General features: G+C 63.3%; 19 protein-coding genes and 1 tRNA gene. 10 read left to right on the forward strand and 10 right to left on the reverse strand.

From position 1 onward, the window contains the following. Positions 1 to 7: 7 nt before the first annotated feature. From MUN81_RS16790 to MUN81_RS16805, 4 genes are all read right to left on the reverse strand, one after another. The gene (locus MUN81_RS16790; RefSeq protein ID WP_245112484.1) at positions 8 to 247 is read right to left on the reverse strand and encodes a hypothetical protein; all 240 of its coding nucleotides are present in this window, start codon (positions 245 to 247) and stop codon (positions 8 to 10) included. A 318-nt stretch (positions 248 to 565) separates the two neighbouring features. Then, positions 566 to 1,810: a radical SAM protein gene (locus tag MUN81_RS16795; RefSeq protein WP_245112486.1), complete on the reverse strand. Its 1,245-nt coding sequence runs from the start codon at positions 1,808 to 1,810 to the stop codon at positions 566 to 568. A 5-nt stretch (positions 1,811 to 1,815) separates the two neighbouring features. Next, positions 1,816 to 3,507: a hypothetical protein gene (locus MUN81_RS16800; protein WP_245112487.1), complete on the reverse strand. Its 1,692-nt coding sequence runs from the start codon at positions 3,505 to 3,507 to the stop codon at positions 1,816 to 1,818. A gap of 204 nt (positions 3,508 to 3,711) precedes the next feature. Further along, entirely contained in the window at positions 3,712 to 4,323 is a 612-nt protein-coding gene (locus MUN81_RS16805) for a hypothetical protein (protein WP_245112489.1), read from the reverse strand. Between MUN81_RS16805 and MUN81_RS16810 the strand changes: the two genes are divergently transcribed. From MUN81_RS16810 to MUN81_RS16835, 6 genes are all read left to right on the forward strand, one after another. Next, positions 4,322 to 5,080 (forward strand): prolipoprotein diacylglyceryl transferase family protein, encoded by a 759-nt coding sequence (locus MUN81_RS16810; RefSeq protein ID WP_245112491.1) that lies wholly within the window; start codon positions 4,322 to 4,324, stop codon positions 5,078 to 5,080. The genes MUN81_RS16805 and MUN81_RS16810 overlap by 2 nt on opposite strands. A 26-nt stretch (positions 5,081 to 5,106) precedes the next feature. Next, the gene (locus MUN81_RS16815) at positions 5,107 to 5,673 is read left to right on the forward strand and encodes a hypothetical protein (protein ID WP_245112493.1); all 567 of its coding nucleotides are present in this window, start codon (positions 5,107 to 5,109) and stop codon (positions 5,671 to 5,673) included. Positions 5,674 to 5,680: 7 nt separating this feature from the next. Further along, positions 5,681 to 7,087, forward strand: a complete 1,407-nt coding sequence (locus tag MUN81_RS16820; protein ID WP_245112494.1) for a radical SAM protein — start codon at positions 5,681 to 5,683, stop codon at positions 7,085 to 7,087. A gap of 6 nt (positions 7,088 to 7,093) precedes the next feature. Then, on the forward strand, positions 7,094 to 7,414 hold the full coding sequence (locus MUN81_RS16825; protein WP_245112496.1) for a hypothetical protein: 321 nt from the start codon (positions 7,094 to 7,096) through the stop codon (positions 7,412 to 7,414). Positions 7,415 to 7,429: 15 nt separating this feature from the next. Further along, positions 7,430 to 7,729 carry a hypothetical protein gene (locus tag MUN81_RS16830; RefSeq protein ID WP_245112498.1) on the forward strand — a complete coding sequence of 100 codons (300 nt, stop codon included), beginning with the start codon at positions 7,430 to 7,432 and terminating at the stop codon, positions 7,727 to 7,729. A gap of 81 nt (positions 7,730 to 7,810) precedes the next feature. After that, positions 7,811 to 8,935, forward strand: coding sequence for an acyltransferase (locus tag MUN81_RS16835; protein WP_245112499.1), 1,125 nt, complete (start codon positions 7,811 to 7,813; stop codon positions 8,933 to 8,935). 16 nt (positions 8,936 to 8,951) lie between these two features. On the opposite strand, the gene mutM is transcribed toward MUN81_RS16835, so the two are convergent. From mutM to MUN81_RS16850, 3 genes are all read right to left on the reverse strand, one after another. Continuing rightward, the gene (mutM, locus tag MUN81_RS16840; protein WP_245112501.1) at positions 8,952 to 9,800 is read right to left on the reverse strand and encodes a DNA-formamidopyrimidine glycosylase; all 849 of its coding nucleotides are present in this window, start codon (positions 9,798 to 9,800) and stop codon (positions 8,952 to 8,954) included. Between the two features lie 80 nt (positions 9,801 to 9,880). Beyond that, positions 9,881 to 10,789 carry a PhzF family phenazine biosynthesis protein gene (locus MUN81_RS16845; protein WP_245112503.1) on the reverse strand — a complete coding sequence of 303 codons (909 nt, stop codon included), beginning with the start codon at positions 10,787 to 10,789 and terminating at the stop codon, positions 9,881 to 9,883. A 115-nt stretch (positions 10,790 to 10,904) separates the two neighbouring features. Continuing rightward, positions 10,905 to 11,873, reverse strand: coding sequence for a membrane-binding protein (locus tag MUN81_RS16850; protein ID WP_245112505.1), 969 nt, complete (start codon positions 11,871 to 11,873; stop codon positions 10,905 to 10,907). A gap of 365 nt (positions 11,874 to 12,238) precedes the next feature. On the opposite strand from MUN81_RS16850, the gene MUN81_RS16855 reads away from it, so the two are divergent. The 4 genes from MUN81_RS16855 (at position 12,239) to MUN81_RS22750 (ending at position 17,815) form a co-directional block, all read left to right on the forward strand. Next, positions 12,239 to 12,703: a hypothetical protein gene (locus MUN81_RS16855; protein WP_245112507.1), complete on the forward strand. Its 465-nt coding sequence runs from the start codon at positions 12,239 to 12,241 to the stop codon at positions 12,701 to 12,703. A gap of 29 nt (positions 12,704 to 12,732) precedes the next feature. Beyond that, positions 12,733 to 13,248: an MOSC domain-containing protein gene (locus MUN81_RS16860; RefSeq protein WP_245112509.1), complete on the forward strand. Its 516-nt coding sequence runs from the start codon at positions 12,733 to 12,735 to the stop codon at positions 13,246 to 13,248. Between the two features lie 260 nt (positions 13,249 to 13,508). Next, positions 13,509 to 14,033 (forward strand): DUF4394 domain-containing protein, encoded by a 525-nt coding sequence (locus MUN81_RS22745; protein ID WP_280638209.1) that lies wholly within the window; start codon positions 13,509 to 13,511, stop codon positions 14,031 to 14,033. A gap of 17 nt (positions 14,034 to 14,050) precedes the next feature. After that, complete coding sequence (locus MUN81_RS22750; protein WP_280638210.1) at positions 14,051 to 17,815, forward strand: fibronectin type III domain-containing protein; 3,765 nt, start codon at positions 14,051 to 14,053, stop codon at positions 17,813 to 17,815. Positions 17,816 to 18,762: 947 nt separating this feature from the next. Here the strand turns inward: MUN81_RS22750 and MUN81_RS16875 are convergent. From MUN81_RS16875 to MUN81_RS16885, 3 genes are all read right to left on the reverse strand, one after another. Next, on the reverse strand, positions 18,763 to 20,163 hold the full coding sequence (locus MUN81_RS16875; RefSeq protein ID WP_245112510.1) for an RtcB family protein: 1,401 nt from the start codon (positions 20,161 to 20,163) through the stop codon (positions 18,763 to 18,765). 949 nt (positions 20,164 to 21,112) lie between these two features. Continuing rightward, positions 21,113 to 21,181, reverse strand: a tRNA-Ser gene (locus tag MUN81_RS16880). Positions 21,182 to 21,546: 365 nt separating this feature from the next. After that, positions 21,547 to 23,073 carry a TROVE domain-containing protein gene (locus MUN81_RS16885; protein WP_245112512.1) on the reverse strand — a complete coding sequence of 509 codons (1,527 nt, stop codon included), beginning with the start codon at positions 23,071 to 23,073 and terminating at the stop codon, positions 21,547 to 21,549. Between the last annotated feature and the right edge of the window lie 46 nt (positions 23,074 to 23,119).

A 23,119-nucleotide genomic window follows, 5' to 3' on the forward strand; every position in this document is an offset into this window, starting at 1 on the left:
TACTGGCTTACAGGGTACCGCGGCGCTTACTGCCCACTTTGGCGCCCGAAATCTTGGTTTGGCGCTTGCTGTGGATGCCCAGGAATCCATTGTGGAACAGGCCGTGGTGGCCGTAGCGGCGGTAGATAGGACGGTGATTGCCGGGCGCAATCTTGCGGGTGGGGCGGCGGGTGGCGGTGGCAGCCGAAGCTTCGGCGGTGGCAAACAGGCCTAACAAAAGGGCGACTACAAAGAGGTTGCGGAACATCGTCGAATCGAATTAAAAGTGGTAATTCAATAGCTGGCAACGCGCCGCTGCAGCAGCTCGCTTCCGAGTTGTTAACCCCGGCCGCGCCGGAATTATTGCAGCTTCACCCCTGCCATTCGACTATTTGTCGCCTTTAATCGACCAAACCACCCTCCTTCCGCTTGCCTCATTTCAATGCCGAGCCAAGCCGTAACCCATTTATTGCCAGCCAGCTTTCGACTGTTCAGCTTTGCGCGATGAGCACCAACGCGCCGCCGACGAAAAAATTTGAAAAAAGTTGTGCACCGCCCGCTTTTTCTGAGTTAGTGCCGCCCTTTTTCACATGCTGGCCGGGGCAAATGGGTGGCAGCCGCGGGTCTTAAGCGAAGCCAACGCGGCATCCACCGAGCCGCCTTTGGAGCCGCACAGGGCGCTGCCGCTTTTCTTCTGGCAGAAAGGGCAAGCGTGCAGGTCGCCGTCGGTGTCGACGTACAGGAACCGGTCGGCCGCACCGCCGCAGCCCATGCGGCGCTGGTGGTAGCCGTAGTAGTGCACCAGGGGCCAGTCGAGGTAGTCGGGTCCGTAGTTCATGTCTAGGTAAAATTCCTCCAGCAAGGCCACCTGGGCGTGGGTCAGGTCCACGGCCTGGCCGGCGTAGTGGCCCACGGCGCGCGGCTCCAGTATCTGAATGAATGTGACGCCCAGCTGCCGGGCCAGACGGGCGTAGGCCAGGAGGTTGGCCGGGGTGGTGAAGTCCTGCGTGACGCACAGCGAGAGGTTCACCACCAGGCCGGCTGCGTGGGCGTGAGCCGCAGCCTGCACGGCGTTGGCGTAGGCATCGGGCGAGCCACGGAAGGCGTTGTGCCGGGCGGGCTCGTGGTGGTCGAGGCTGATGCTGACGCCCGTGAAGCCGGCGCGCTTCAGGCGCTGGGCGTTGTCGCGGGTGAAGTTGAAGCCCGAGGTAAATACCCAGAAATCGGTGCCGGGCCGGGCAGCTTCCACCACAGCCACCAAGTCGTTGACGCGCAGCATGGGCTCGCCGCCGCTGAAGAAAATCTGCGTCACGTGCCGGGCCTGAAACTGGGCCACCATGTCCTGAATGTCGGCCCGCGAAAGCACTTCTTTCTGGTTGAGCGCATCCCATTCGAAGCAGTGCTCGCAGGCCAGCGGGCACTTTTTGGTGATGGCCAGAAACACCAGATTCAGCGTGTCGGCGTCGCCCCGGAAAGGCACCAGCCGGTTCACCGTAGAGGCTATGTAGGTGTCGTAGGCCGGGCTGGGCATGCCGGGCGCGAAGTATTCGCGGAAATAGCGGCCGTCGACACGGGCCACTTTCTTCACCTGCAGCGCGCCGTAGTAGGCACGTTTGAGCTCCTCAATGCGCATTTTGGCCAGCTGCATGCGGGCCCCCGAGCGCATAAACCGCCAGAGCAGGCGCGCATCGGTGAGGTGAAACATGGCCGTGGCCCAGGCCCGCTGCAGCCGCGAGGCGATGATGGCCGGCGGCAACGTGGGCGTGACCACCGGCGCCTCAGTGGCGGCGGCGTCGAGAAAGGGCAGGTCGGTGATGAGCGTGGCTTCCATGGGCACTAGCGTTGGGCGATGGCGGGGGCAAATTGCTGACTGGCGCGGCGGTATTCTTCCTTCGAGAACTCGACGAAGCGGCCGGGATTTTTGAAGGCGTACAGCTCCGTCAGTTTGGGCATTCCTTTGAACTCGCGGACGTGTTCGTAGTAACCGCGGGTGTGCAGAAACGCCGTGCGACGCGTGCCGGCGGCCAGTGCGGGCAGGCGGGTTTCGTAGGTGAGGTCGACCACGGTGCCAGCGTGCAGCTGCTTGAGGCGCAGGGTGTCGGCCGCGCGCAGGGCGGCGCGGGCGTCGTTGCCGCGCTCGGTTCGGGCGCTTTGCAGGCGGCAGTTGTCGAGCTGCACGGGCACGTTGGGGCTGCAGTCGAGGGCGGCGTAGTCGACCTCCCAAAACATGAAGCCGCAGGCCAGCTTCACGCGCACGGTACCTGCGGCCGAAGCGGGAAAATCGAGCGGCACCACCAGGTCGCGCGCGGCCAGCGGGCCCACCGTCGGGATGGTTTCGGCCAGCTGCCAGCCCTGGCCAGCCTCCACGTACACCTGCAGCGGAATGTGCTGGTCGAGGGCCCACTGCCGGTTGATGGCGGCGGGCTGGGTTTTCTGCTGGGCGGCCCAGCCATTGTAGGCCGCGCCAAATTTCTCGATGAACCGGCCGTAGAGGTAATCGAGCCACAGCGAGTTCTGGGCGCGCAGCACCAGCTTGCCGTGGCGCGCCGCGGCGGGCTTGGCGAAGGTCAGCACCACTTCGTTGGGGGCGTGGCCGGGCAGGTCTTCGTTGAACAGCTCCACGCTATGGTCGGCGGCTTGCAGCTGGGCGGTGCAGTCGTGGCCGCCCAGGGTGCGGGCCTGCGTGGCCGGCTGCGGGGCTGTGAGGGTTTGTACCTGCCCGCGCTGGTCGAGCAGCACCTGCGTGCCGGCCGGATGCTGGGCCACCCACAGCTCGGCCAGGTTGGTGTACTGGCGCTCCTTGAGCTCGTTGCTGATTTTGAGGCGGTACTGATTGCCCTCGGGCTGCAGGGCGGGCACCGGCAGGTAGTCGTCGCGCTCGGCCGGGGCGAAAATGGCCCCACCGTAGGCCTCGCCTTCGAAATGGTAGGTCTGGCCGTCGTAAGCGTACACAAAGGGGCACGAGCTTTTGGTGAGCAAAGCAATGACCCCGATGAGCACAAAAGCCCCTAAAGCAATGCCAATGGTGCCGAACACATAGGAGCCAGTGGTGCGCCCACTGTTTTTTTCCACTAAATCAATCCGTTGAATGGCGGCTATTGGAATACTCACTTGGTCGCCGGCTCCGGGCTGCGCGTCGTTGACGTACACGTGCACAATGTTCAGCGCCACCTTTTTATCCTTCGATAAATAGCGAGGCGCGTTGCGGCCGGCTGGCAGCTCGCCGTATTTAGCCAGCGTGCCGGTGGCAGACTCGCGGGTGCCTTCCAGCGTTTCCCCGTTGAAATGCGGCTGCCGCAGCACCCATTCCGTGGCACCCTGGTGCACCACGAAAGTTTTCGACTGGGCCAGCAGGTTCACCGTTTCCTTGTCGGCCGGCTGGGTTTTGGTGCGGTAGTAGTTGCAGCCCGTCACGAGCGGCGCGAAGGCTCCCAGCACCATCCAAGCCACTACGGCCGCGACGCTCCGGCGGCGAAACAGCCCCAGCAAGCCCGGAATTTTGGTTAAGCATGCGGCGAAGTACTTCATAGCGGCGTGTGGTGAGGGTGAATAATAATTCGCTCCAAAGTACAAGGCCCCCTATTGCAGTCAATATAAATACATCGATAATTTAGACTTGAATGCGTCGCTCATATCAATAACAAGGCATTTTCCCTCAGCACCTTGCACCCACTATTCCGGGACTTTTCAGCGTCCTGAATTGCTCGTAGGTTTGCCTGGCCTACCCTGAGCTCATTTACGCCGAAGTGGGACCGTCGCGCCCATGGCGGGCAGCGAAACCTCGGTGCCATTGTCGCTCAAGTAGCCGCCGCCCTCTTTTAGCGAAACGTCGACGCTGAGGTTCAGCCAAAGCGTAGAGTCGCCGGCCGTGCCGCGGCGCAGGGCCCGCTGCAAGCGGCGCAGCAAGACCGGGTCGCAAGCCAGCGTATCGGTGAGGGGCAGCACCAGCGGCACGAGCAATTCTTTCTTGGGCGGCACTACCAGCCCTTGGCGGCGCGGCCGATGGAAATCGCTCCAATACAGCCCCTGAAACAGCAGGGCCCCGCTCACGCTTTCCAGCCGGGCCGCGTCGGGGTCGTCGTTGCGGAGGCCAAGGGTGAGGTAGAGCAGCGGCGGGGCGTCCGGCAGCGGCGCGGCCAAGCTGTCGACGCGCACCACCCGCTCGCCGCAGCAGGCCGGGGCTTGGTATTGGTTGCCGCAGGCGCCCCACAGCAGCAGGGCCAGCAGGCCGAGCAGCAACGCGCCGGGCAACGGCAAGCGCCGCAAAGCAACTATCAGGGCCACGGGCTGAAACACGGGCTTAAAAGTAAGCGCCAACGCCCGGCGCGCCCATATTTGCGCCATGAACTTCCCCGTCGAGCTGGCCTTAGGCCCCGTGCGCCTGCCCGTGCACCTGCTGTGCGAAGTGCTGGCGTACTCGCTGGGCTACCGCCTCTACACCCACCTGCGCGCCCACCACGCCGACCGCATCAGCAGCCAGCACCGCCAGTGGATTTTTGTGGGGGCGGCCGCGGGCGCCCTGCTGGGCTCGCGCCTGCTGGGCCTACTGGAGCACCCCGAGCTGCTAGCCCACCCGCCCGGTGGCTGGCTCTACTACTTCACCAACAAAACCATTGTGGGCGGCTTCCTGGGTGGCCTCATCGGCGTGGAGCTCACCAAAAAGCGCCTGGGCGTGAGGGCCAGCAGCGGCGACCTCATGGTGTTCCCCATCCTGCTGGGCCTGGCCATTGGCCGGCTCGGTTGCTTTTTCAGCGGGCTCGAAGACGGCACTTATGGCACGGCTACTCCCCTCCCCTGGGGCATCAACTTTGGCGATGGCATCCGCCGCCACCCCACCAACCTATACGAAATCCTGTTTCTGGGGGCGCTGGCGCTGCTACTGTGGCTGCTGGAACGGCGAGGGCCCCTGGCCGATGGGCGCCGGTTTCAGCTATTTCTGAGCGGCTACCTGCTGTTCCGGCTGCTGGTGGAGTTCATCAAGCCCACGGCGGCGCTGCCGGGCCTGGGGCTCACGGCCATTCAGTGGGCGTGCGTGGCGGGGCTGGGGTATTATGTTTGGGGGTGGGTTAAGCCCCATATTCCAGTGACCAAGTATACTTGATTACAACGGTTTACATACCCGATATTATGAAGACACTTTTGCTTCTTGCAATGGCTTTGCTGCCTTTTCTAGCTTATAGCCAAGACAGTCCTCGAGACTTATTAATTGCGGCAGAAATAACTGGAGAAGGCAAATACATATATCCTGACAGCAACACAAAAGGTCTTTTCGTAAAATTGACTGTTACGAACAATTCGGTTTCGAATAAGAAGATTTTGATAATGTCCTGCTCGTGGATGGAAAACTGGCAAACTGACAATTCAAATCTGATTTTGGATTTTCCAGGATGTGATAAAAATGTACCTGAACACATTACTCTAAAACCACAAAAAACAATTGTGTTTTATGGATTATTGACGCGAATGATTAATAGCAAATCGGATAAAAACAAAACAGAATATATGAGCCCACGACCGCCGTATGACAAGTGGACAGTGCCTGAAGCTGGCGTTAGGGTTCGGTTTGGTTTCTCGGGCCGCTACCCGCAAAATCATTTCAATGATGCTAGCTATAATGATTACTCTGACAAAACATGGTGGAGCCAACCGGTAAGCTTGCAATTCGATAATAATTCATTTGTTGTAGAAGAATAAATTTCCCATGCCCGAACGTCCATACACCTACTACGATTTCACCATCAGCCTATGCCCGCATTGCCTGCGCCGCATCGAGGCCAAAATCGTCTTCGAGGACGGGAACGTGTACATGCTCAAGCGCTGCCCGGAGCACGGGCGGCAGCGGGTGCGCATTGCCACCGATATTGAGTACTACAAGAGCATCCGCAACTACGTGAAGCCCAGCGAAACGCCGCGCCGCTTCAACATGGCCACGCACTTCGGCTGCCCCTACGACTGCGGCCTGTGCACCGACCACGAGCAGCACAGCTGCCTCACCGTCATCGAGATAACCGACCGCTGCAACCTCACCTGCCCTACCTGCTACGCCGAAAGCAGCCCCACCCACGGCCGGCACCGCTCCCTGGAAGAAGTGGAAGCCATGGTGGACCTGGTGGTGGCCAACGAAGGCGAGCCCGACGTGGTGCAAATCTCCGGCGGCGAGCCCACGCTGCACCCGCAGTTCTGGGAAATCCTGAACATGTGCAAGCGCAAGCCCATCAAGCACCTGATGGTGAACACCAACGGCGTGCGCCTGGCCAAGGATGAAGCCTTTGTGGCGCGGCTGGCCACGTATGCGGGCGCTTTTGAGGTGTATTTGCAGTTCGATTCCTTCCGAGAAAACGTGCTGCTGACCATGCGCGGCCGCGACCTGCGCGAGGTGCGCAAGCAAGCCATCGAGAATCTGAACAAGTACAACCTCAGCACCACGCTGGTGGTGACCTTGCAAAAGGGCCTGAACGATGACGAAATGGGCGACATCATCGACTACGCGCTGAAGCAGCGTTGCGTGCGCGGCGTTACGTTTCAGCCCACGCAGGCAGCCGGGCGCCTCGACAATTTCAACCCCGAAACCGACTCGTTTTCGCTCACGGAAGTGCGCCAGGGCATCATCGACCAAAGCCCGGTTTTCTCGGCCCAGGACCTGCTGCCCGTGCCCTGCAACCCCGACGCCCTGGCCATGGCCTACGCGCTGAAGCTCGACGGCGAAGTCTTCCCTCTCACCCGCTACATCGACCCCGCCGAGCTGCTCACCAACGCGGGCAATACCATTGTGTACGAGCGCGACCCGCGCCTGCGCCAGCACATGCTCAAGCTGTTTAGCACAGCCAATACCGTGGATACGGTGGTGCCCGAAATCAACCAGCTGCTGTGCTGCCTGCCGCAGGTATCGGCGCCTAACCTGGGCTACGAAAACCTGTTCCGCATCATCGTCCTGCAGTTTATGGACGCGCACAATTTCGACGTGCGGGCCGTGAAGAAATCCTGCGTGCACATCGTGAGCAAGGACTTGAAAATCATTCCTTTCGAGACGATGAACATCTTCTACCGCGACCAGGAGAAGCTGGCGCGGCTGGAGGAGTTGCGGGCCGAGCGGGTGGGCCTAGTGTGAGAACGTATGACAACTGAACCAACCGAAAAAGGCCAGCGTCGGTACGTCTGGCCGCTGGGCATCAACCTGGCCATTTTGCTGCTGCTACTGGGCCTTAGCTGGCCGAATGTGACCAGCGGTGGCTTTGGCCTGCTGCTGCTGGCGTGCCTGAATGCGCTCATTGGCTTTGTGTTCCTGCTGTTTGAGCGGCGGCGCGATGCGGGCTACGCCGGGGGCTTTTTCCTGTCGTTTCTGCTCCTGCTGCTCATCGGGTTTGGCATGTGCTCGCAGGAGAGGGAAAGCCACCGGCGGGCCGAAGTACTGGAAGCGCCGACAAATACTCCCTGAAATCTATATTCGTGTATGAACAAGCCCACCTTCGGCAGCATCGTGCGCAACAACCTGCTGGCCCTGCTGGCCGCGGCCGTGCTGCTGGGAGTCGCAGCAAACACGGGCGTCGACGCCGGCGTTTTTTTGTTTTGCTTTTTCTACCTGGGCCAGGCGCTGTACAACCTGATTCTGGCCTTCGCGCACATGGGCCGGGGGCCGGAAGACGTGGGGGCCGCGCCTTATTTCCTGAGCGTGCTGCTGGTGCTCATTGTGGGGTTTGGGGCGTGCTCCGGCATTTTTTTGGTGGCGGGCGGCCTTGGCAACATGCACTAGGCCCGCGCGGGCTGGCGCCTGGGCTACCGTGCGGCCTTGCTCAGACGGCCGCGGCTCGCACGGCAGGTAGTTGTTTTGTGCATGCGTTCCACCATATCCCGCACCTACTTTCGCCCGCTCACTGGCCTGCGGGCAATAGCGGCGCTGCTGGTATTCTGTTCGCACAGCCATCCGCTGCGGTTTTTTACCCAGAACCCGCTGTTGCTCCGGCTCGATTTCAGCATTGGGGTCAACGTCTTCTTCGTGCTCAGCGGTTTTTTGATTGCGCTGCGCTACGCCGAGCACGCTTCGTTTCGGTGGGATTTCTGGCGCCGCTACCTCGCCAACCGGCTGGCGCGCGTGTATCCAATGTGGTGGCTGTTGGCCACGGTGGCGCTGCTGTGGCGCTTCCGGCACCTCGCCGGCAGCTCGGCCCGCACCGAATGGCTGCATTACGTGGCCAACCTCACGTTTCTGAAAGGGTATTCGAGCACGCTGCAATTCACCCACATTCAGCAAGGCTGGACGCTGACGGTGGAAGAAACCTTCTACCTGCTGGCCCCAGTTTTACTGATATTGTGGCGAAAAGGCACCCGGCCAGCCGTCTTGTTCGGCGGGGCGGCCGTGGCGCTGCTGGCCCTCGGCTCGCTGCTGACCGAAGCCCTGCACGGCCGTTTTGAAGGGTTTTTCAGCGATTACCGCCTGCTCCTGTGCTGGACGTTGGCGGGGCGCAGCGCCGAGTTTTCTGCCGGCGCAGGCCTGGCCCTGTGGCTGATACGCCGCGGCGACGTGAGCCCGCGTACCACGGGCCGGAACACGTGGCTGGGGCTGGCGGGCACGGGCATCGTGGTAGTTGGCGTGGCCTGCCTGCGCGTGTGGCAGGCCAACGAGCTGCTGGTGCAGGTAGTGGGGCAGCAGTTGCTGCTCACCTTGCCCCTGGTGGCCCTGCTACACGGGCTGCTGGCCGAAACCACGTGGGTTAGCCGCGTGCTGGGCAGCCCGGCCGCGGTGCTGCTGGGCAAAGCCTCCTACATTTTCTACCTGATTCACATGGGCCCTGTGCACGAGGCGATTCACGCCGGCCGGCCCGTTTGGACCAGTCCCCTGGCAATAGCAGCCGACTTGCTGCTGCTTGCAGGAATTTCCGTGGCGAGCTACTACGCGTTGGAAGCGCCGCTCAACCGCTGGCTGCGCAACAGGCTCTCAGGTGGCGTTCGCGGCAAATAAGCATCCGGCCCAATGGCTACGCAGCCGGTTTATCGGCTGAGGCCGGCGCGGGCTGGCATTTCGGGCAGGTGTAGGTGGCGCGGCCGCCCACGTAGTATTTGTCGATTTTCACCTTGGGATGACGGGGGCAAAACGTGTGGGCGTCGTCGCTGGCCGGCGTGGCCGAGGTGTCCCACTCGCGGGCATGGATGAGAAAGCTGGCCGGGAAATGCCGGTAGTTGGCCTCTTGGTTGATGGCCGTGTTGAGCACCAACTGCACGGCCTCGTGCAGGGCCTTGCCCTCCTTTTCCGTGAGCGAGGCGCCAATGCGCTCGGGGTGAATTTTGGCCTGAAACAGCACTTCGTCCACAATCCAGTTGCCCAGCCCGGCCGTGATGCCCTGGTCGAGCAGCAGCGGCTTGAGCAGGGTTTTACGGCGGCTGAGTTTCTGGTGCAGCTCGGTGGCGGTTATTTCCAGCGCGTCGGGGCCTATTTTCTTGGCTTTCTGGTGGGCGGCGGCGCTGTCGGCAAGCCGAATGCGCCCGAATTTGCGCGGGTCGATGAAGGCCAGGCGCAGGCCGGAGTCTTCGAGGTGCAGGGCCACGCGGGTGAAGCGCGGGGCGTCGGGCTCGTCGCGGTAGGCCCCCACGTCGCCGGTCATACCAAAATGTAGCACCAGCACCTTGCCGTTGTCGAGCTCTAAAAAGCAGTTTTTGCCCAGCCGGCTGGTGCCCGTAATGGTGCGGCCCACCAGCCCGGCGCGCAGCTGGTCCTCGGGCGTGGCCAGCACGTGAGCATCATTTACTTGAAAAGCAGCAATGGTTTGGCCCACGGCCAATTCGTCGATAAAGCGGCGGTAGGTTTCTACTTCGGGTAATTCGGGCACAGTGGGAAGGGATGAGTTTTTGTATCTGCTTCAAACGTTATGCTAACAGCCCAAAGCGCTGCCGAGTTGCACCCGAACGCCTACAAATCCCCGCGCAACCCGCCTTCCAGCACCACCACGCCCGTCCCGCCAATCTGCACCGTCGCAATGGCTTCGCGCGGGCCGCTGATGCGCACCTGCACCGTGCCCGCGCGGCCCATGTCGTGGCCCTGCTCGGCGATGAATTCCGGCGCGCTGAGGTAGCCGTGATGCCACAGGTACGCGGCCATGCCGCCGGTGGCCGAGCCCGTCACGGGGTCTTCCGAAATATCCGGCGGCGTGCCGAAATGCCGGGCAAAGGTGTGGCCCGCCGGCGTGGCCCCGCCCAGGCAAAACAGGTGCGGGCTGAAAAAGTCGCTCGCGGCGCGGTACGCCGCCAGGCCCGCGGCATCGGCCACGTGGGCGCGGCGCAGGGCGGCGTGGTCGCGCAGCAGCACCATGAGCTGCGGCGTGCCCGTGCTCACCGTCTGGATAGGCGCGCCGGGCAGCAGGTCGTCGGGCGTGAGGCCGAAAAGCGGGAGCACGGCCTCGGGCGCGTGCACGGCGCCGAACACGGGCGGGCGCTGGGTCATCCACACCAGGGGCGGCTGGCCGGCAGCGCCCGACAGCACGTCTACCCGAATGGGGCCACCCGATAATTGCAGGGTGAGCACCAACGGGGAGCCATCGGCCGGCAAGGCCACCCGGCCCGCGTGCAGCAGCGCCGTGACGGTGGCAATGGTGGGGTGGCCGGCCAACGGAATCTCCTCGGCCGGCGTGAAATAGCGCACCGTGAATTCGGTGCTGCCGGGCATGGCCTGGTTCACGAAAGCGGTTTCGGACTGGTTGAATTCTCGGGCCAGGCGCTGGCGCAGGGCGGAGTTGAGGTCGTCGGCGTCGAGCAGCACGGCGCAGGGGTTGCCGCGCAGGGGCTCGGTGGTAAAGGCATCGACAAGCAGAAACGGCAGCATGTGCAGCGGAACAGATAAGCGGAATGAAACCGCGAAGGAACGGCAAAGCCGCTGCAAACGAACAATGCCCGCCTGCTTGCGCAAACGGGCATTGTTCAGGTATTCTACCTTAGAATTACGACGGGTCGTGCAGCTTGGCCACGCGCTGGCCGGCTTTGTCGTACACGTCGCCGCGGGCCGTGATGAACAGGCGGCGCTGCTGCGTATCGGTCAGCACGAAGGGAAACGTCTCGTTGGTGGTGCGGGTGATGCGGCCCACCTCTTCGGCGTTGTCTTCGTCATCGACGCGCACCACTTTCAGCGCGTTGGTGAGGTAGTAGCGGCGGCTGGGGTCGTTGCGGAAGGTGAGCTGACCCACCAGCTTCACGGCATTGCCGTTGGCCTGGTTGATGGCCACCATCTCGCGGGCGTCGCGGTCGGCTTCTTCGGTGGGGAACAGGCTCACCGAACTGTTGTTGTAGGACGTGGCGCGCACCGGGGCCTGCGGACGGCTGGCCGCCACCACAGCCGGGGCGGCCGAGGGCGCAGCCGACCGGGCGCTGGCCACAATCTGGCCGTTGGCCCGCTGCCAGCCCTGGCCGATGGCCAGCAGGCGCGGCGCCCGGCCGGGGTGCGTGGCCGAGCCGCCGTCGTCGGGCACGGTGGCCATGGCGGCCTGGGCCTGGGCCAGGCTGGCGCCCAGCTTGCGCAGCACAAAGCCCGAGAACTCATCGGCTTCCAGCTCATCGGCCGGCTGCGAGCCGCCGGCGCGCAGGGTGTGGCCGTTGAGGTGGTGGCCCATTTCGTGGGCCAGAATGCTGATGCCAGCCCAGTCGGTGTGCCCGGCACGGTTGATGTCGTTCAGAAAATCGGGGTTGTAGAGCAGGAACCGCTTGCCATTATACACCACGGCGGCGGCGTTGTCGACGTCGCGCGTGGCCCGTAGCTCGAAGCGGGCTTTGAGGCCCACGGCGTCGGTGATTTCGCGGATAACGTCGGTGGGCGCCGGGGCGGTCTGGGCCTGCGCGGCAGAAGTAAAGCCTATGGGCAGCGCCAGCAGCAGCGGAGCGGCCAGCCGGCGGAAAAAGCGGGGGAGCAAAGTCATAGCGAAAGACGAGAGGTGAATGACTACTGACTAAAACCTAGGCAAGCAAAGTGCCAAATGCGGGCGACGGACGGGATAAACCAACCCTATTTTCAACACGAAAACAACGGTAATCCGAAACAGAAAAGCACCAGAACAACAGCGCTTTCACACAACGGCCGCACGCCGGAATTCATTGCGGGGCAGCCGGCTAATAACTCCGCCCGACATACGTGGGCGGGGCTGCTGAAATAACGATTTCGCGGGGTTAGCAGTTCAATTTCAAGAGTCGGACCGGGGTCCCAATGGTTGCGTGGCATCGCCGCGCTGCGAGGCCGGGCGGTAGCTTTGCGGCGCCCGCCGGGTGGGGCCCATTTTTTCGTCAAATGAACCAAGCACACCTTCACCTGCTGGTGAACCACCTGCCGATAATGGGCAGTCTTTTTTCGGCCGTATTGCTGGGCGCGGGCCTGTTGCAGCGCAACGACTCGCTTACGAAAGCGGGGCTGGTGGCCGTGCTGGCGGCGGGCCTGCTGTGCCTGCCGGCCCAACTCACGGGCGAAGGCGCCGCGGCCATCGTGCAGGAACTGCCCCGCGTGAGCCGGGCCCTCATTCAAACCCACGCCGGCGCGGCCGAGCTGGGCTTCTGGGTGCTGGAGACGGCGGCCGCGCTGGCACTGTTTGGCCTGCTGCTGCGCAAAAATGCCTCGCCGCGGGCCGTGCTGGTGGCGTGGGCGGCGCTGGCGGTGGCCACGGCCGGCTTTGGGTTGCTGGCGCGCGCGGGGTACCTGGGCGGCCTCATTCGGCACACCGAAATCCGGGAAGGCTTCGGCACGCCCGACGAGCTGTAACCCCGCCCTGATGCCCGCGTAACCTGCCCATGCCTTTTCCCTTCTTCGGCGACGACAAATCGACCGTGGCCCGCCTGCTGGCCACCCTGCCCCAAACCGGCCGCCTGGAGTGGATTGGCCAGCGCCCGCTGCGGCGCGAGCCTTTGCTTTTGGTGCCCGAGGCAGAGCTGAAAACCGATTCGCACATGCTCGGCGACCACGCTCGGCCCAAGACCGGCGGCAAGCGCCAGGTCACGCTCCTGCAGCACGAGCACCTGGCGGCGGTGGCCGGCTACCTGGGCCTGAACGCGCCACTGGACCCCGCCCGCCTGCGCCGCAACCTGGTGGTGAGCGGCCTGAACCTGCTGGCCCTGAAAAACCGCCAGATTCAAATCGGCGACGAAGTCATTCTCGACATCACCGGCGAGTGCCACCCCTGCTCGCGCATGGAAGAAGAGCTGGGCCCTGGCGGCTACAACGCAATGCGCGGGCACGGCGGCCTCACAGCACACATCGCGCAGGGTGGCCTCATTCGGGTGGGCGACGTGGTGCGGGTGCTGAGCTGAACCGGCGCCGGAGCTTGAATTGCGAAATCCCAAACGATTTCGGTAAATTCATATAGCTAACCGGGCGGGGTAGTCACGCGGCCAGGCAAGGTGGCGGGGTATTTTCGGGCACCGATTGGGTGCCGGCCGCTCTGTTAGGCACGCGGCGCCAGGCATCTTCTTTTACGCGAACCACGTACCTTGGCCAACGGCGTTTTTAGGCCCTGCTGACACTAGCAACGGGCTTTTTTTTATTCTTTCCAACCTTTAAATCTTTATACATGACCACAAACTTACGTGCGTTGTCGGCCCTAGGCCGGCACCTTCGCTACCTGGGGTGCGTCGCCTTGCTGCTAGTCAGCGCGGCCGCGTCGCGGGCCCAGGCTCCGGCCCAGGCCACTACACTTTACGGCTTGGGCACGGCCACGCAGCCTATTGCTCCCAACAGCACCTTGTTCTTCCCGGCCGGGGCGGCCGTTGGCGACCAGGGCCTCATCACTTTTTTCACCGCCAATGCCGGCGGCAATGCCAACCCCGCCGCCTTTCCGGTGAAGATTGCCGGCGTGCAGGGGGGGCAGAAGCTGGTCGGCATCGACTCGCGCCCCCTCACCGGGCAGCTTTACGCCCTGGGCTACGACGCCACCATCGCCTTCGACCCCACCAACACGGTGAAAAACACGCAGCTCTACACGGTGAACGTGAGCACCGGGGTGGTCACAACGGTTGGGGGGGCCTGTCGCTGGACCTGGGCCAACCCACCAACCCGCTGTTCATTTTCAACATCAGCTTCGATTTCAATCCCGTAGCAGACCAAATCCGGGTGTTGAGCAGCAACCGTAACAACTACCGCATTAGCCCGGTCGACGGCTCGCTGGTGGCCACCGACACGCCGCTGGCTTACGTTGGCGGCACCCCGGCCACGCCCGGCGTGGTCACGGCGGCTTACACCAATTCTACCATTGGCAGCACCAGCACCACGCTCTACGACCTCGACAAGGCCAACGGCAACATCCTGACCATTCAAAGCCCGCCGGCTGCCGGCACGCTTACCCGCACCACGCCTACCCTCGTCTACAACGGCTTTGATAACCTGACCAATTCGCTGGCCCTGGGCCTTGATATTGCGAATAACTCAACGCTGGGCTACCTGATTCAAACGACGGTGGCCAACGGCAGTGGCATTTCGAGCACCAACTTGTTCGACGTGAACCTCTCGACCGGGGTGGTCGACAACAAGCGCACCGTGATTCCCACGGCTCAGTCGGCCGGCTTCAACGTGTTCGACCTGGCCGTGCCCATCGCGGCGCCGGTGTGCGACGCGCCCACCAACCCGGCTTCCGGCGGCGTGACCAGCACCGGGGCCACCATCACGTTTACCCCCAACGCCTTAGCTACCAACTACACCGTGACGGTGACGCCCGCCAACGGCCCCGCCACCACCCAAACCGCCACCACTTCGCCGGTGACGCTGACGGGCCTCACGCCCAACACTAGCTACACGGTGAGCATTGTGAGCAACTGCTTTGCCGGCGCGCTGTCGTCGAGCGCCGTGAGCACCACTTTCACCACGCTGGCGCCGGTTTGCACCGCACCCAGCGGTCTGGCCGCTTCGGGCGTCACCAACACCTCGGGCACGGTGACGTTCACGGGCAGCCCTTCGGCCACAAGCTATACGGTGACGACCTCGCCCGCCACCACCACCCAGACGCTGCCGGCCAACGCCACTTCGGTCAGCTTCACGGGCCTCGCGCCCAGCACCACCTACACGGTGAGCATTGTGAGCAACTGCGCCGCGGGCGCCACGGCCGCGCCGGTCACCATCGACTTCACCACGGCCGCGCCCAACCCGGCGCCGGTCATCACCAGCCTCAGCCCGAGTTCGGCCACGGCCGGCGGCGCTGGGTTTACGCTCACCGTGACGGGCACGGGCTTCGTGTCGGGCGCCGTGGTCAATTTCAACGGCAGCCCCCGCACCACCACCTTTGTGTCGGCCACCAGCCTCACCGCTACCATTCCGGCTTCGGATATTGCCACGGCCGGCACCTACAACGTGACCGTGACCAACCCGGCACCGGGCGGCGGCACCTCGGCCGCGGCCACCTTCACGGTGAACAATCCGGCGCCGGCCATCACCAGCTTGTCGCCGGCTTCGGTAACGGCGGGCGCCGCCCCGCAAACGCTGACCGTGACCGGTACCAATTTCGTGAGCGGCGCTTCGCAGGTAACCTTCAACGGCACGGCCCGCACCACCACGTTCGTGTCGGCTACCCAACTCACCATTGGCCTCACCGCCGCCGACCAGGCCACGCCCGGCACCTACAACGTGACGGTAACCACCGCCGGCCCCGGTGGCGGAACATCAGCCCCAGCCACTTTCACCGTGAATGCGGCGCCCTGCAATGCCCCCTCGGGCTTGGCAGCCACCAACGTCACCAGCAACTCGGCTACGGTGAACTTCACTGGCAGCGGCACGGCCACGGGCTACACCGTGACGACTTCGCCCACTACCACCACGCAAACGCTGCCGGCCGGCGCCACGTCGGTCAGTTTCACGGGCTTGAACCCCAGCACCACCTACACGGTGAGCATTGTGAGCAATTGCGCGGGCGGGGCCACTTCGAGCGCCGCCACGGTGAACTTCTCCACCACGGCGGCCCCGCTCACGGACCTCACGGTGAGCTCGCCGCAACCCGTGCAGGGCAACTACAACAACGTGACCGTGACCAGCGGCGGCATTGCCAACCTCACGGGTCCGCTCACGGTGGCCGGCACCCTGACCGTGCAATCGGGCGGTACCCTAGTGCAGAACTGCCAGCCCATTACCGGAACGGGCAGCTTCGTGCTGCAGGCCAACGCCAACCTGGTCATCTGCGACCCGGCGGGCATTGCCGCTACGGGCGCCACCGGGGCCATTCAGGTTTCGGGCACGCGCACCTTCAGCCCCGACGCCAGCTATGGCTATGCCGGCTCCGCGGCCCAGGTGACGGGCCCGGGCCTGCCCGGCCGGGTGTTGAACCTGGCCGTGCAGAACGCCGCCGGGGTCACCTTGAGCCAGGCCGTAAGCATTACCCAACGCGTGGCGCTGCAATCGGGCGACCTCATTACCAACGGCCAAACCCTGACGCTGCTCTCCTCGGCAGCCGGCACGGCCATTGTGGTGAACACCGGCGGCGTGGTGAACGGCGCCGCCACCGTGCAGCGATACATCGACCCCACCCGCAACGCCGGCCTGGGCTACCGCCACTTCAGCTCGCCGGTGCAGAGCTCTACCGTGGCCGACCTGGCCACCAGCAACTTCACGCCGGTGGTGAACCCGGACTACAACACGGTGGGCAATACCGTGGTGCCTTTCCCCACGGTGTTTAGCTACAACGAAACCCGCGTGAACACCAGCGGCGGCGCCGGCTCCTCGGATTTTGATAAAGGCTTTATGTCGCCCCCGGCGCTCAACAGCCTGCTCATCGTTTCGCAAGGCTACACGGTGAACATCAGCGCCGGCCAGGTGGTCGACTTCGTGGGCGTGCCCTTTACCGGTACGCTGTCGGTCAACGGCCTCACCCGCGGCACCCAGGCCCAAAGCGGCTGGCACTTGCGCGGCAACCCCTACCCCTCGGCCCTCGACTGGAACCTGGTGGTGAACAACGGCCGCCTTGGCAACGTCGACAATACGCTGTACGTGTTCAAGAGCAGCGGCCAATACACCGGCAGCTACGCCAGCTACGTGAACGGCCAAAGCACCAACGGCGGCACCAACGTGCTGCCCGTGGCTCAGGGCTTCTTCGTGCGCACCAGCGCGGCCGGGGCTAGCGGCAGCATCAACTTTACCAACGCCGAGCGCCTGACCACGTACGACACCGCGCCCTTCCAGCGCGGCACCGCCGACACCCGTCCGCAACTGAAGCTGAGCCTAAGCAACGCCGCCGTGGCCACGCAGGCTGCTATTTACTTCGAGCAGGGCGCCACCGCCGGCTTCGACGGGGCCTTTGACGCCTACCACCTGCCCGCGCCGAACGGGCTGACCCTGGCCACCGAGGCCGGCACCGAAGCCCTGGCCATCAACGGCCAACCGGCCCTGGCTGGTGCCGACGTGCTGCTGCCGCTGCAAGTGGCTGCGCTCACGGCCGGCACCTACACGCTGGCCGTCGATAACCTCGCCAACCTGCCCGCCGGCTACCACGCCTACCTGCGCGATGCCCTCAGCGGCACCTTCACCGACCTGGCCACCACGCCGTCGGTGAGCCTTACGCTGGCGCCCAACGCCGCGGTCGGGGGCCGCTACTCCGTGCTCTTCACCACGCAGGCGCGGGTGCTGGCCACGGCGCCTGCCGCCCTGGCCCAACTGGCCAGCGTGTACCCCAACCCGGCCCATGGCGCGGCCACCCTGCTGCTGCCGGTGGCCCTGCGGGGCCAGCAGGCCACGGCCGTGTCGGTGGTCGACAACCTGGGCCGCACGGTGCTCGCCCGCACCCTGGCCGCCGGTGCCGCCGAAACGCTGGAGCTGCCCTTGGCCGGTCTGGCCGCGGGAGTGTACTCGGTGCAAGCCCGCACCGCCGCCGGCCTGGTGGTGAAGCGCCTGGTAGTTGAGTAGCCTTCGCTTCAAACCCGGCGGCTTGTCCAATCAAAAAGCCCCGACTGCATGCAGTCGGGGCTTTTTGTTGCTTAATGAATTGAGTACGTGTATGGGCTATAGCTGTGCGGATAAGTTGAAACAGCCGGCTTCAAGCCCGTACTAAAAAACCTTCCGCCAAGGGCGGAAGGCTTTCCTAGCTATGAAAACAACTGTCTCCTGTAGAAGACTTAGTAGTATCTACGCCAGAAGGCAGCTGTGTGGTTTGATTGATTGGATTTTATTGTCGTTTTATATGCTGAACGGCATGGGCGCCAGCTTCTGCTGAGGGGCCCGTGCCGGAGGTCTTCGTAGGCAGCCGGGTCTTCGGAAAAGCCGATTTTGCGGAGGTCGTTGCTGCGAATCCGGGTAGCCATGCGCAAAAAAGAAGAAGGCAGGAACGCAGATGCACGCGGGCCCCTATGCGATAGATGGCCCGAACACCAACGGAAAAGCCCCGCCAGTTGCTACCGACGAGGCTTTTTTGATGGCTCTGGTGTTTCCTCAGCTTGGCCAGCAGCTGGTGTTCGCACTCCGGGGGCAAGAAGCAAATCAAGGCCCACAATACCAAACACGGCCGTCGCAAGTGGCGTGTGCCAACCAACATGTTTGTTATCTGCTTCTAAATACGTCATTCCAAGGCATTCCGTTCAGGATACGGCCCCCGGCGAGATGTCTTTTTCATGACGTTTTGCTAACCAACGCGGGCCTTATTGCTAACTAACTTGGGCAGAATCAATTCCGTCGGCACACTCCACGAAGCAGCTTATTCTTTTCGTAAAAAATCGGGCTCCTATTGATTTAGGCTGGTTTGTAACTCCAAAACCTAATTAGCATCAATCGAAAGAGGCCCCAGCCATCCCGGCTGGGGCCTCTTCGAATTGCGCCAGAACGTGCTCATGATAAGACGCACGGGTTAGCTAGGCTTATTACGCTCCGTCCATCCGCACGATTTTCGGCGTGAACGAGCCCAGCACGTCCACCAACTCGCGCTGGCTGGCCATCACGGTGTGGATGTCCTTGTAGGCCATCGGCGCCTCGTCGAGCCCGCCCCCGATGAGCTCGATGCCGTGCTCGGCCAGGTGCTTGCGCACGCCCGATTCGGTCAGCTCCGCCTTGGCCCGCGTGCGCGACATGAGCCGCCCGGCGCCGTGCGAGGCCGAAGCCAACGACTCCGCCAGCCCTTTACCGCGCACGATGAAGCCAGGGGCCGTCATCGAGCCGGGGATGATGCCGAGCACGCCTGCGCCGGCCGGCGTGGCGCCTTTGCGGTGCACCACCACCTCGCGGCCATCGGCCAGCCGCTCTTTCCAGGCGAAGTTGTGGTGGTTTTCCACCTTGGCCAGGGGCCGTTCGCCCAGAGCTTTCGCCAAGCGCTGGTGAATCTGGGCGTGGCAGGCCGAGGCGTAGTCGCCGGCCAGGTTCATGGCCGCCCAGTACTCCTGGCCGGCTTCGGTGTCGAGGCCGAGCCAGGCGAGGTGCTGGGCTTCGGTGGGCAACTGGCACACGTCTTTGGCCAGGCGGGTGTAGTGCTCGGCAATGCCGGCGCCTAAGCCCCGCGAGCCGGAGTGCGACAGCACGCCCAGGTACTGGCCCACCGGCACGCCCAGCTCGTTTTCCGCTTCGGTGATTTCGACAATGCCGAATTCCACGAAGTGGTTGCCGGAGCCGGAAGTGCCCACTTGCTCGGCGGCTTTGTCGCGCTTGTTTTTCAGGAAAGGAATTTCCAGAAACTCGTCGCGCTCCAGCACGGCCGAGGCCAGGCGTCGCCCCCGCTCCCAGCCCCGGCCGGAGCCGAAACGGGTGTTGTTAAGCAGCACCGTCCGCAGTTCCTGCACGCGCTGTGTGAGGTACTTGGGCGGCAAATCAAACACCGACAAAGCCATGCGGCAGCCAATGTCGACGCCCACGGCATAGGGAATCACCGCGTTGTCAGTGGCCAGCACGCCGCCGATGGGCAGGCCGTAGCCGTGGTGCGCGTCGGGCATGAGGGCCCCGGCCACGGTCACGGGCAGTTTCATGGCCGTTTCCATCTGGTGGATGGCGCTGGGGTCGATGTGCTCGGCGCCGAACGTGGCGTAGGGCTTGCGCTCGACCAGGGCAATGTGCCGCGAGGGTGCCGGCAGCAAGGCCGCCGCGGTATGGCTCCAGTCGAGGTCGGTGAGGTAGTCTTTGGGGTTGGCTAACAGTTGACCTAGCAACGCAAGCTGGTCGGTTTGAGAAAGTTTTTTGAGGTGCTTGCGCTGCAATTGCGCGAGGGCAAGCCCGATGGCCCGGCCTTCGGGAAACCCGAGGGTGCGAAGGTCGTTGCCGCGTAAAAGAGTGGCCATGAAATGGTCGTTTGCACGAAGTAGAGACGCGACACTTCGCGTCTCAATCGTTGGGATGAATAAACTGAATAAATAGATAAAAACGGGCCGGGCAACAAGGCACACCGCCCACATATGTGCTCTAACCAACTGAGCTACCGCGGGCCGAAACCCACGAGCCGGACTCGAACCGGCGACCCCATCGTCCGAAGCGAAGTATGGCGGTGCTACGGCACCGGCCCGTTTTATCAGACAAAAACCGGAGCGACAAACGGCCCACGCAACGGGCCCAAAGCCCGACGTGACAGGTCAGAGTCGCGCTTGCCTACGGCATCCGGTAAAAAAATGAGAAGGATGATAAACGCGCAGCCACTTGGTTTTTTCAGTACGAAGTATGGCAGCACTACGACACCTTCTCAACCCGCTCCCTGCCCGGGGCAACAAGCGCCCGACCTCCTAGTCCTGCTCTACCACTGAGCTACGGCGACAGCCTTGCGGCAACTTCCGGCGGGATTCGAACCCGCGACCTGGGCAATCACAATGCGAAGTATGGCCGGGCTACGACACCCGGACAGGGATTGGGCTAACATGTATTGGGGCAACAAGCAGCAGGCGTCTATTGAATAGCGCGTCTACCAATTTCGCCACCCGTAGCGGTTAGGCTTTGGGACGGGATTTGAACCCGTAGGTCTTTACAGAACTACTTCCCGAAGTATCGCCCGCCTACGGCACCCAATACAAGCTTTTCGTTTCCGGAAGGGGCAACAGGCGCCCGGCCAACTGGTGCGGCCCTACCCATTTGCATTCGCCCTGCCCTGCGGCAGCACTTCGGGAGTCGAACCCGCGACCGCACCTGAGGTTGGTGCGAAGGAAGGCCCGGCTACGGCACCCACCCGGAAACGTATTTCATCTCGGCTTCATCCGCAAATTCAGGGCAACAAGCGGCTGGCGTGTCAACCGCGGCCGAGGCTGCGGCAGGGGATTCGAACCCAATCTCTCTGATTAACAGTCAGATTTCAACCAACGAAGTATCGCCCGCCTACGGCACCTGAACCATGCGGATGCCGCCGAGGTGGAACGGGCTACCGCAGCGGGTGCCCGTTCCGGTCGGCGACTGCCCTTTTGGGCAGCCGTCGTCCTAATCGTGGAGTCATGGTTGTAACGTCATACGCGTGTTTTTTATTCTATTTTGCACAGTAGCCCGAAATAACTGGCACTGGCAGAGGGGGTAATTATTTAGAAAACCTCATTGCGCTGTAGAGACGCGACACTTCGCTTCTCGGCGGTTGCGCCGTTCGAATGTCATTCGAGCGTCATCGTTCAATGCTGAGACGCGAAGTGTCGCGTCTCTACAGCGCGGCGGCCGGGGGTTCCGCTTTATTGCCCGGCCGTTCAGCTTGGTTATTACAATTCAATTTTCTCGATTTCGGTGAGCGCCGAGCCGCCGTTGTCCAGGGCCTGGAGCACGTCGAACACCTTGTCGGACCAGCCGGCGATGAGGGCCACGCCCGTTTCGGGGCGCACCTCCAGCGGGGCGGTGCCGTGCCCGGCCAGGTCGAAGAGGTAGAGGCGGGCGCCGGGGGCCACGGTGCGGCGGTACTCGGTCCATTCCTGGGCCAGGGTGCCGCCGTCGCCGGTGCTGTTCCACAGCTGCACGTCGGTGAAGAGCATCACTTTATCCACCACTTCCTGGCGCTGGCGCAGGTCGCGCAGCACGAGGTAGCCGTTGGTGGAGTAGCCCACTTCGCCCTCGCGCTGGTAGAACGCCTCCACGTTGCGGAGCACCGGCCCGCGGGGCAGGCTGATGCGCTTCCACGTGTTGCCGAACATACCGGTGACGACGTTCTGGCAGCGGCTCTGGAGCAACATGCCGAGCACAAGGCTCACGTCGTAGAGCAGCACTTTGCTGCGCGCCGAAATGGGCTGTTGCATGGAGCTCGACACGTCGCAGGCCACTACCACGCGGGTGTCGTGGCCAAAGCCGCGCAGGTTTACGGCGCTGTGCGCGATGGCCGTTTCGAGGGCCGCCAGCACGCCGGCAACGTGGCCGCTCTGCACGTTTTTCACCTCGCGGTAGGCGGCCAGGAAGCGGAACGGCAGCTGCTTGCTGCGCGCCACCGCAAACCGGTCGGCCAGGGTGTCGCACACCCGCTCCATGGCCTGGGCCGATACGTTGGCTTCGAGGAGGTTGCGGAGGTTGCGCAGCAAGGCCATGTAGCCCAGCTTGCCGCTGGCAATGAGTGTTTCCCAGGTGCTGCGAACGGCCGTTTGCCGGTCGGCCTCGGTGGCGTAGGTGCCCTGCCCTACCGCCGACAATTCGGTTTCCCAGGTGTAGGGCGTGGGCAGTTCACCGCGCACCAACTGGTCGAACAAGGCCTGCTGGGCCGCGTCGCGGGCTTTGGGGTGCACCACGAACAGGGCATCGCGCAAGCGCACCGCCCCGGCGCGGTCGTACTTGGCCAGCTGGTAGCCGTCGAAACGGTTGAAGCTGATTGCCAGGCCTTTTTGCAGCTGCTTGGAAACGCGGTTGAGGATTTTGGTCCCGCCGCGGCCGTTGGCCTGCGCGTAGTACGCCAACAATTCCGTGATTTCATCGGGGCGCTGCACCACCCGGGCCACCAGGCGGCTCAGGAGGTTGTCGCCGCGGTGCAGGCGGGCCAGCTCCACGCACAGCACCAAAGGCACCGAGCGCAAGTGCAGGCTTTCGCGGGCATACACCGCTAACTGAGTTACGAACAGAGGGTCGTTTTTAGCCACTAATTCGCGCAAACGCTCCAGGCGGGTATCCGCTTTTTCGTAGAACAAGTCGCTGAGCGCGGCGGTAGCCACGGCGGCGTACAATTCAACCTGGGGCGTGAGGACGAAGGCAGCTGCGCCCTCGTGGTTGACGGTAGTAGGAGCACGGTCTCGGGAGAAGAAGTTGAAGCGCATGTTTGAAGGGGTGGGATTTGAATGTTACAGATTTAGTTGACAGTGG

Origin of the sequence: Hymenobacter sp. 5317J-9 (assembly GCF_022921075.1) — a bacterium.
GTDB lineage: Bacteria > Bacteroidota > Bacteroidia > Cytophagales > Hymenobacteraceae > Hymenobacter.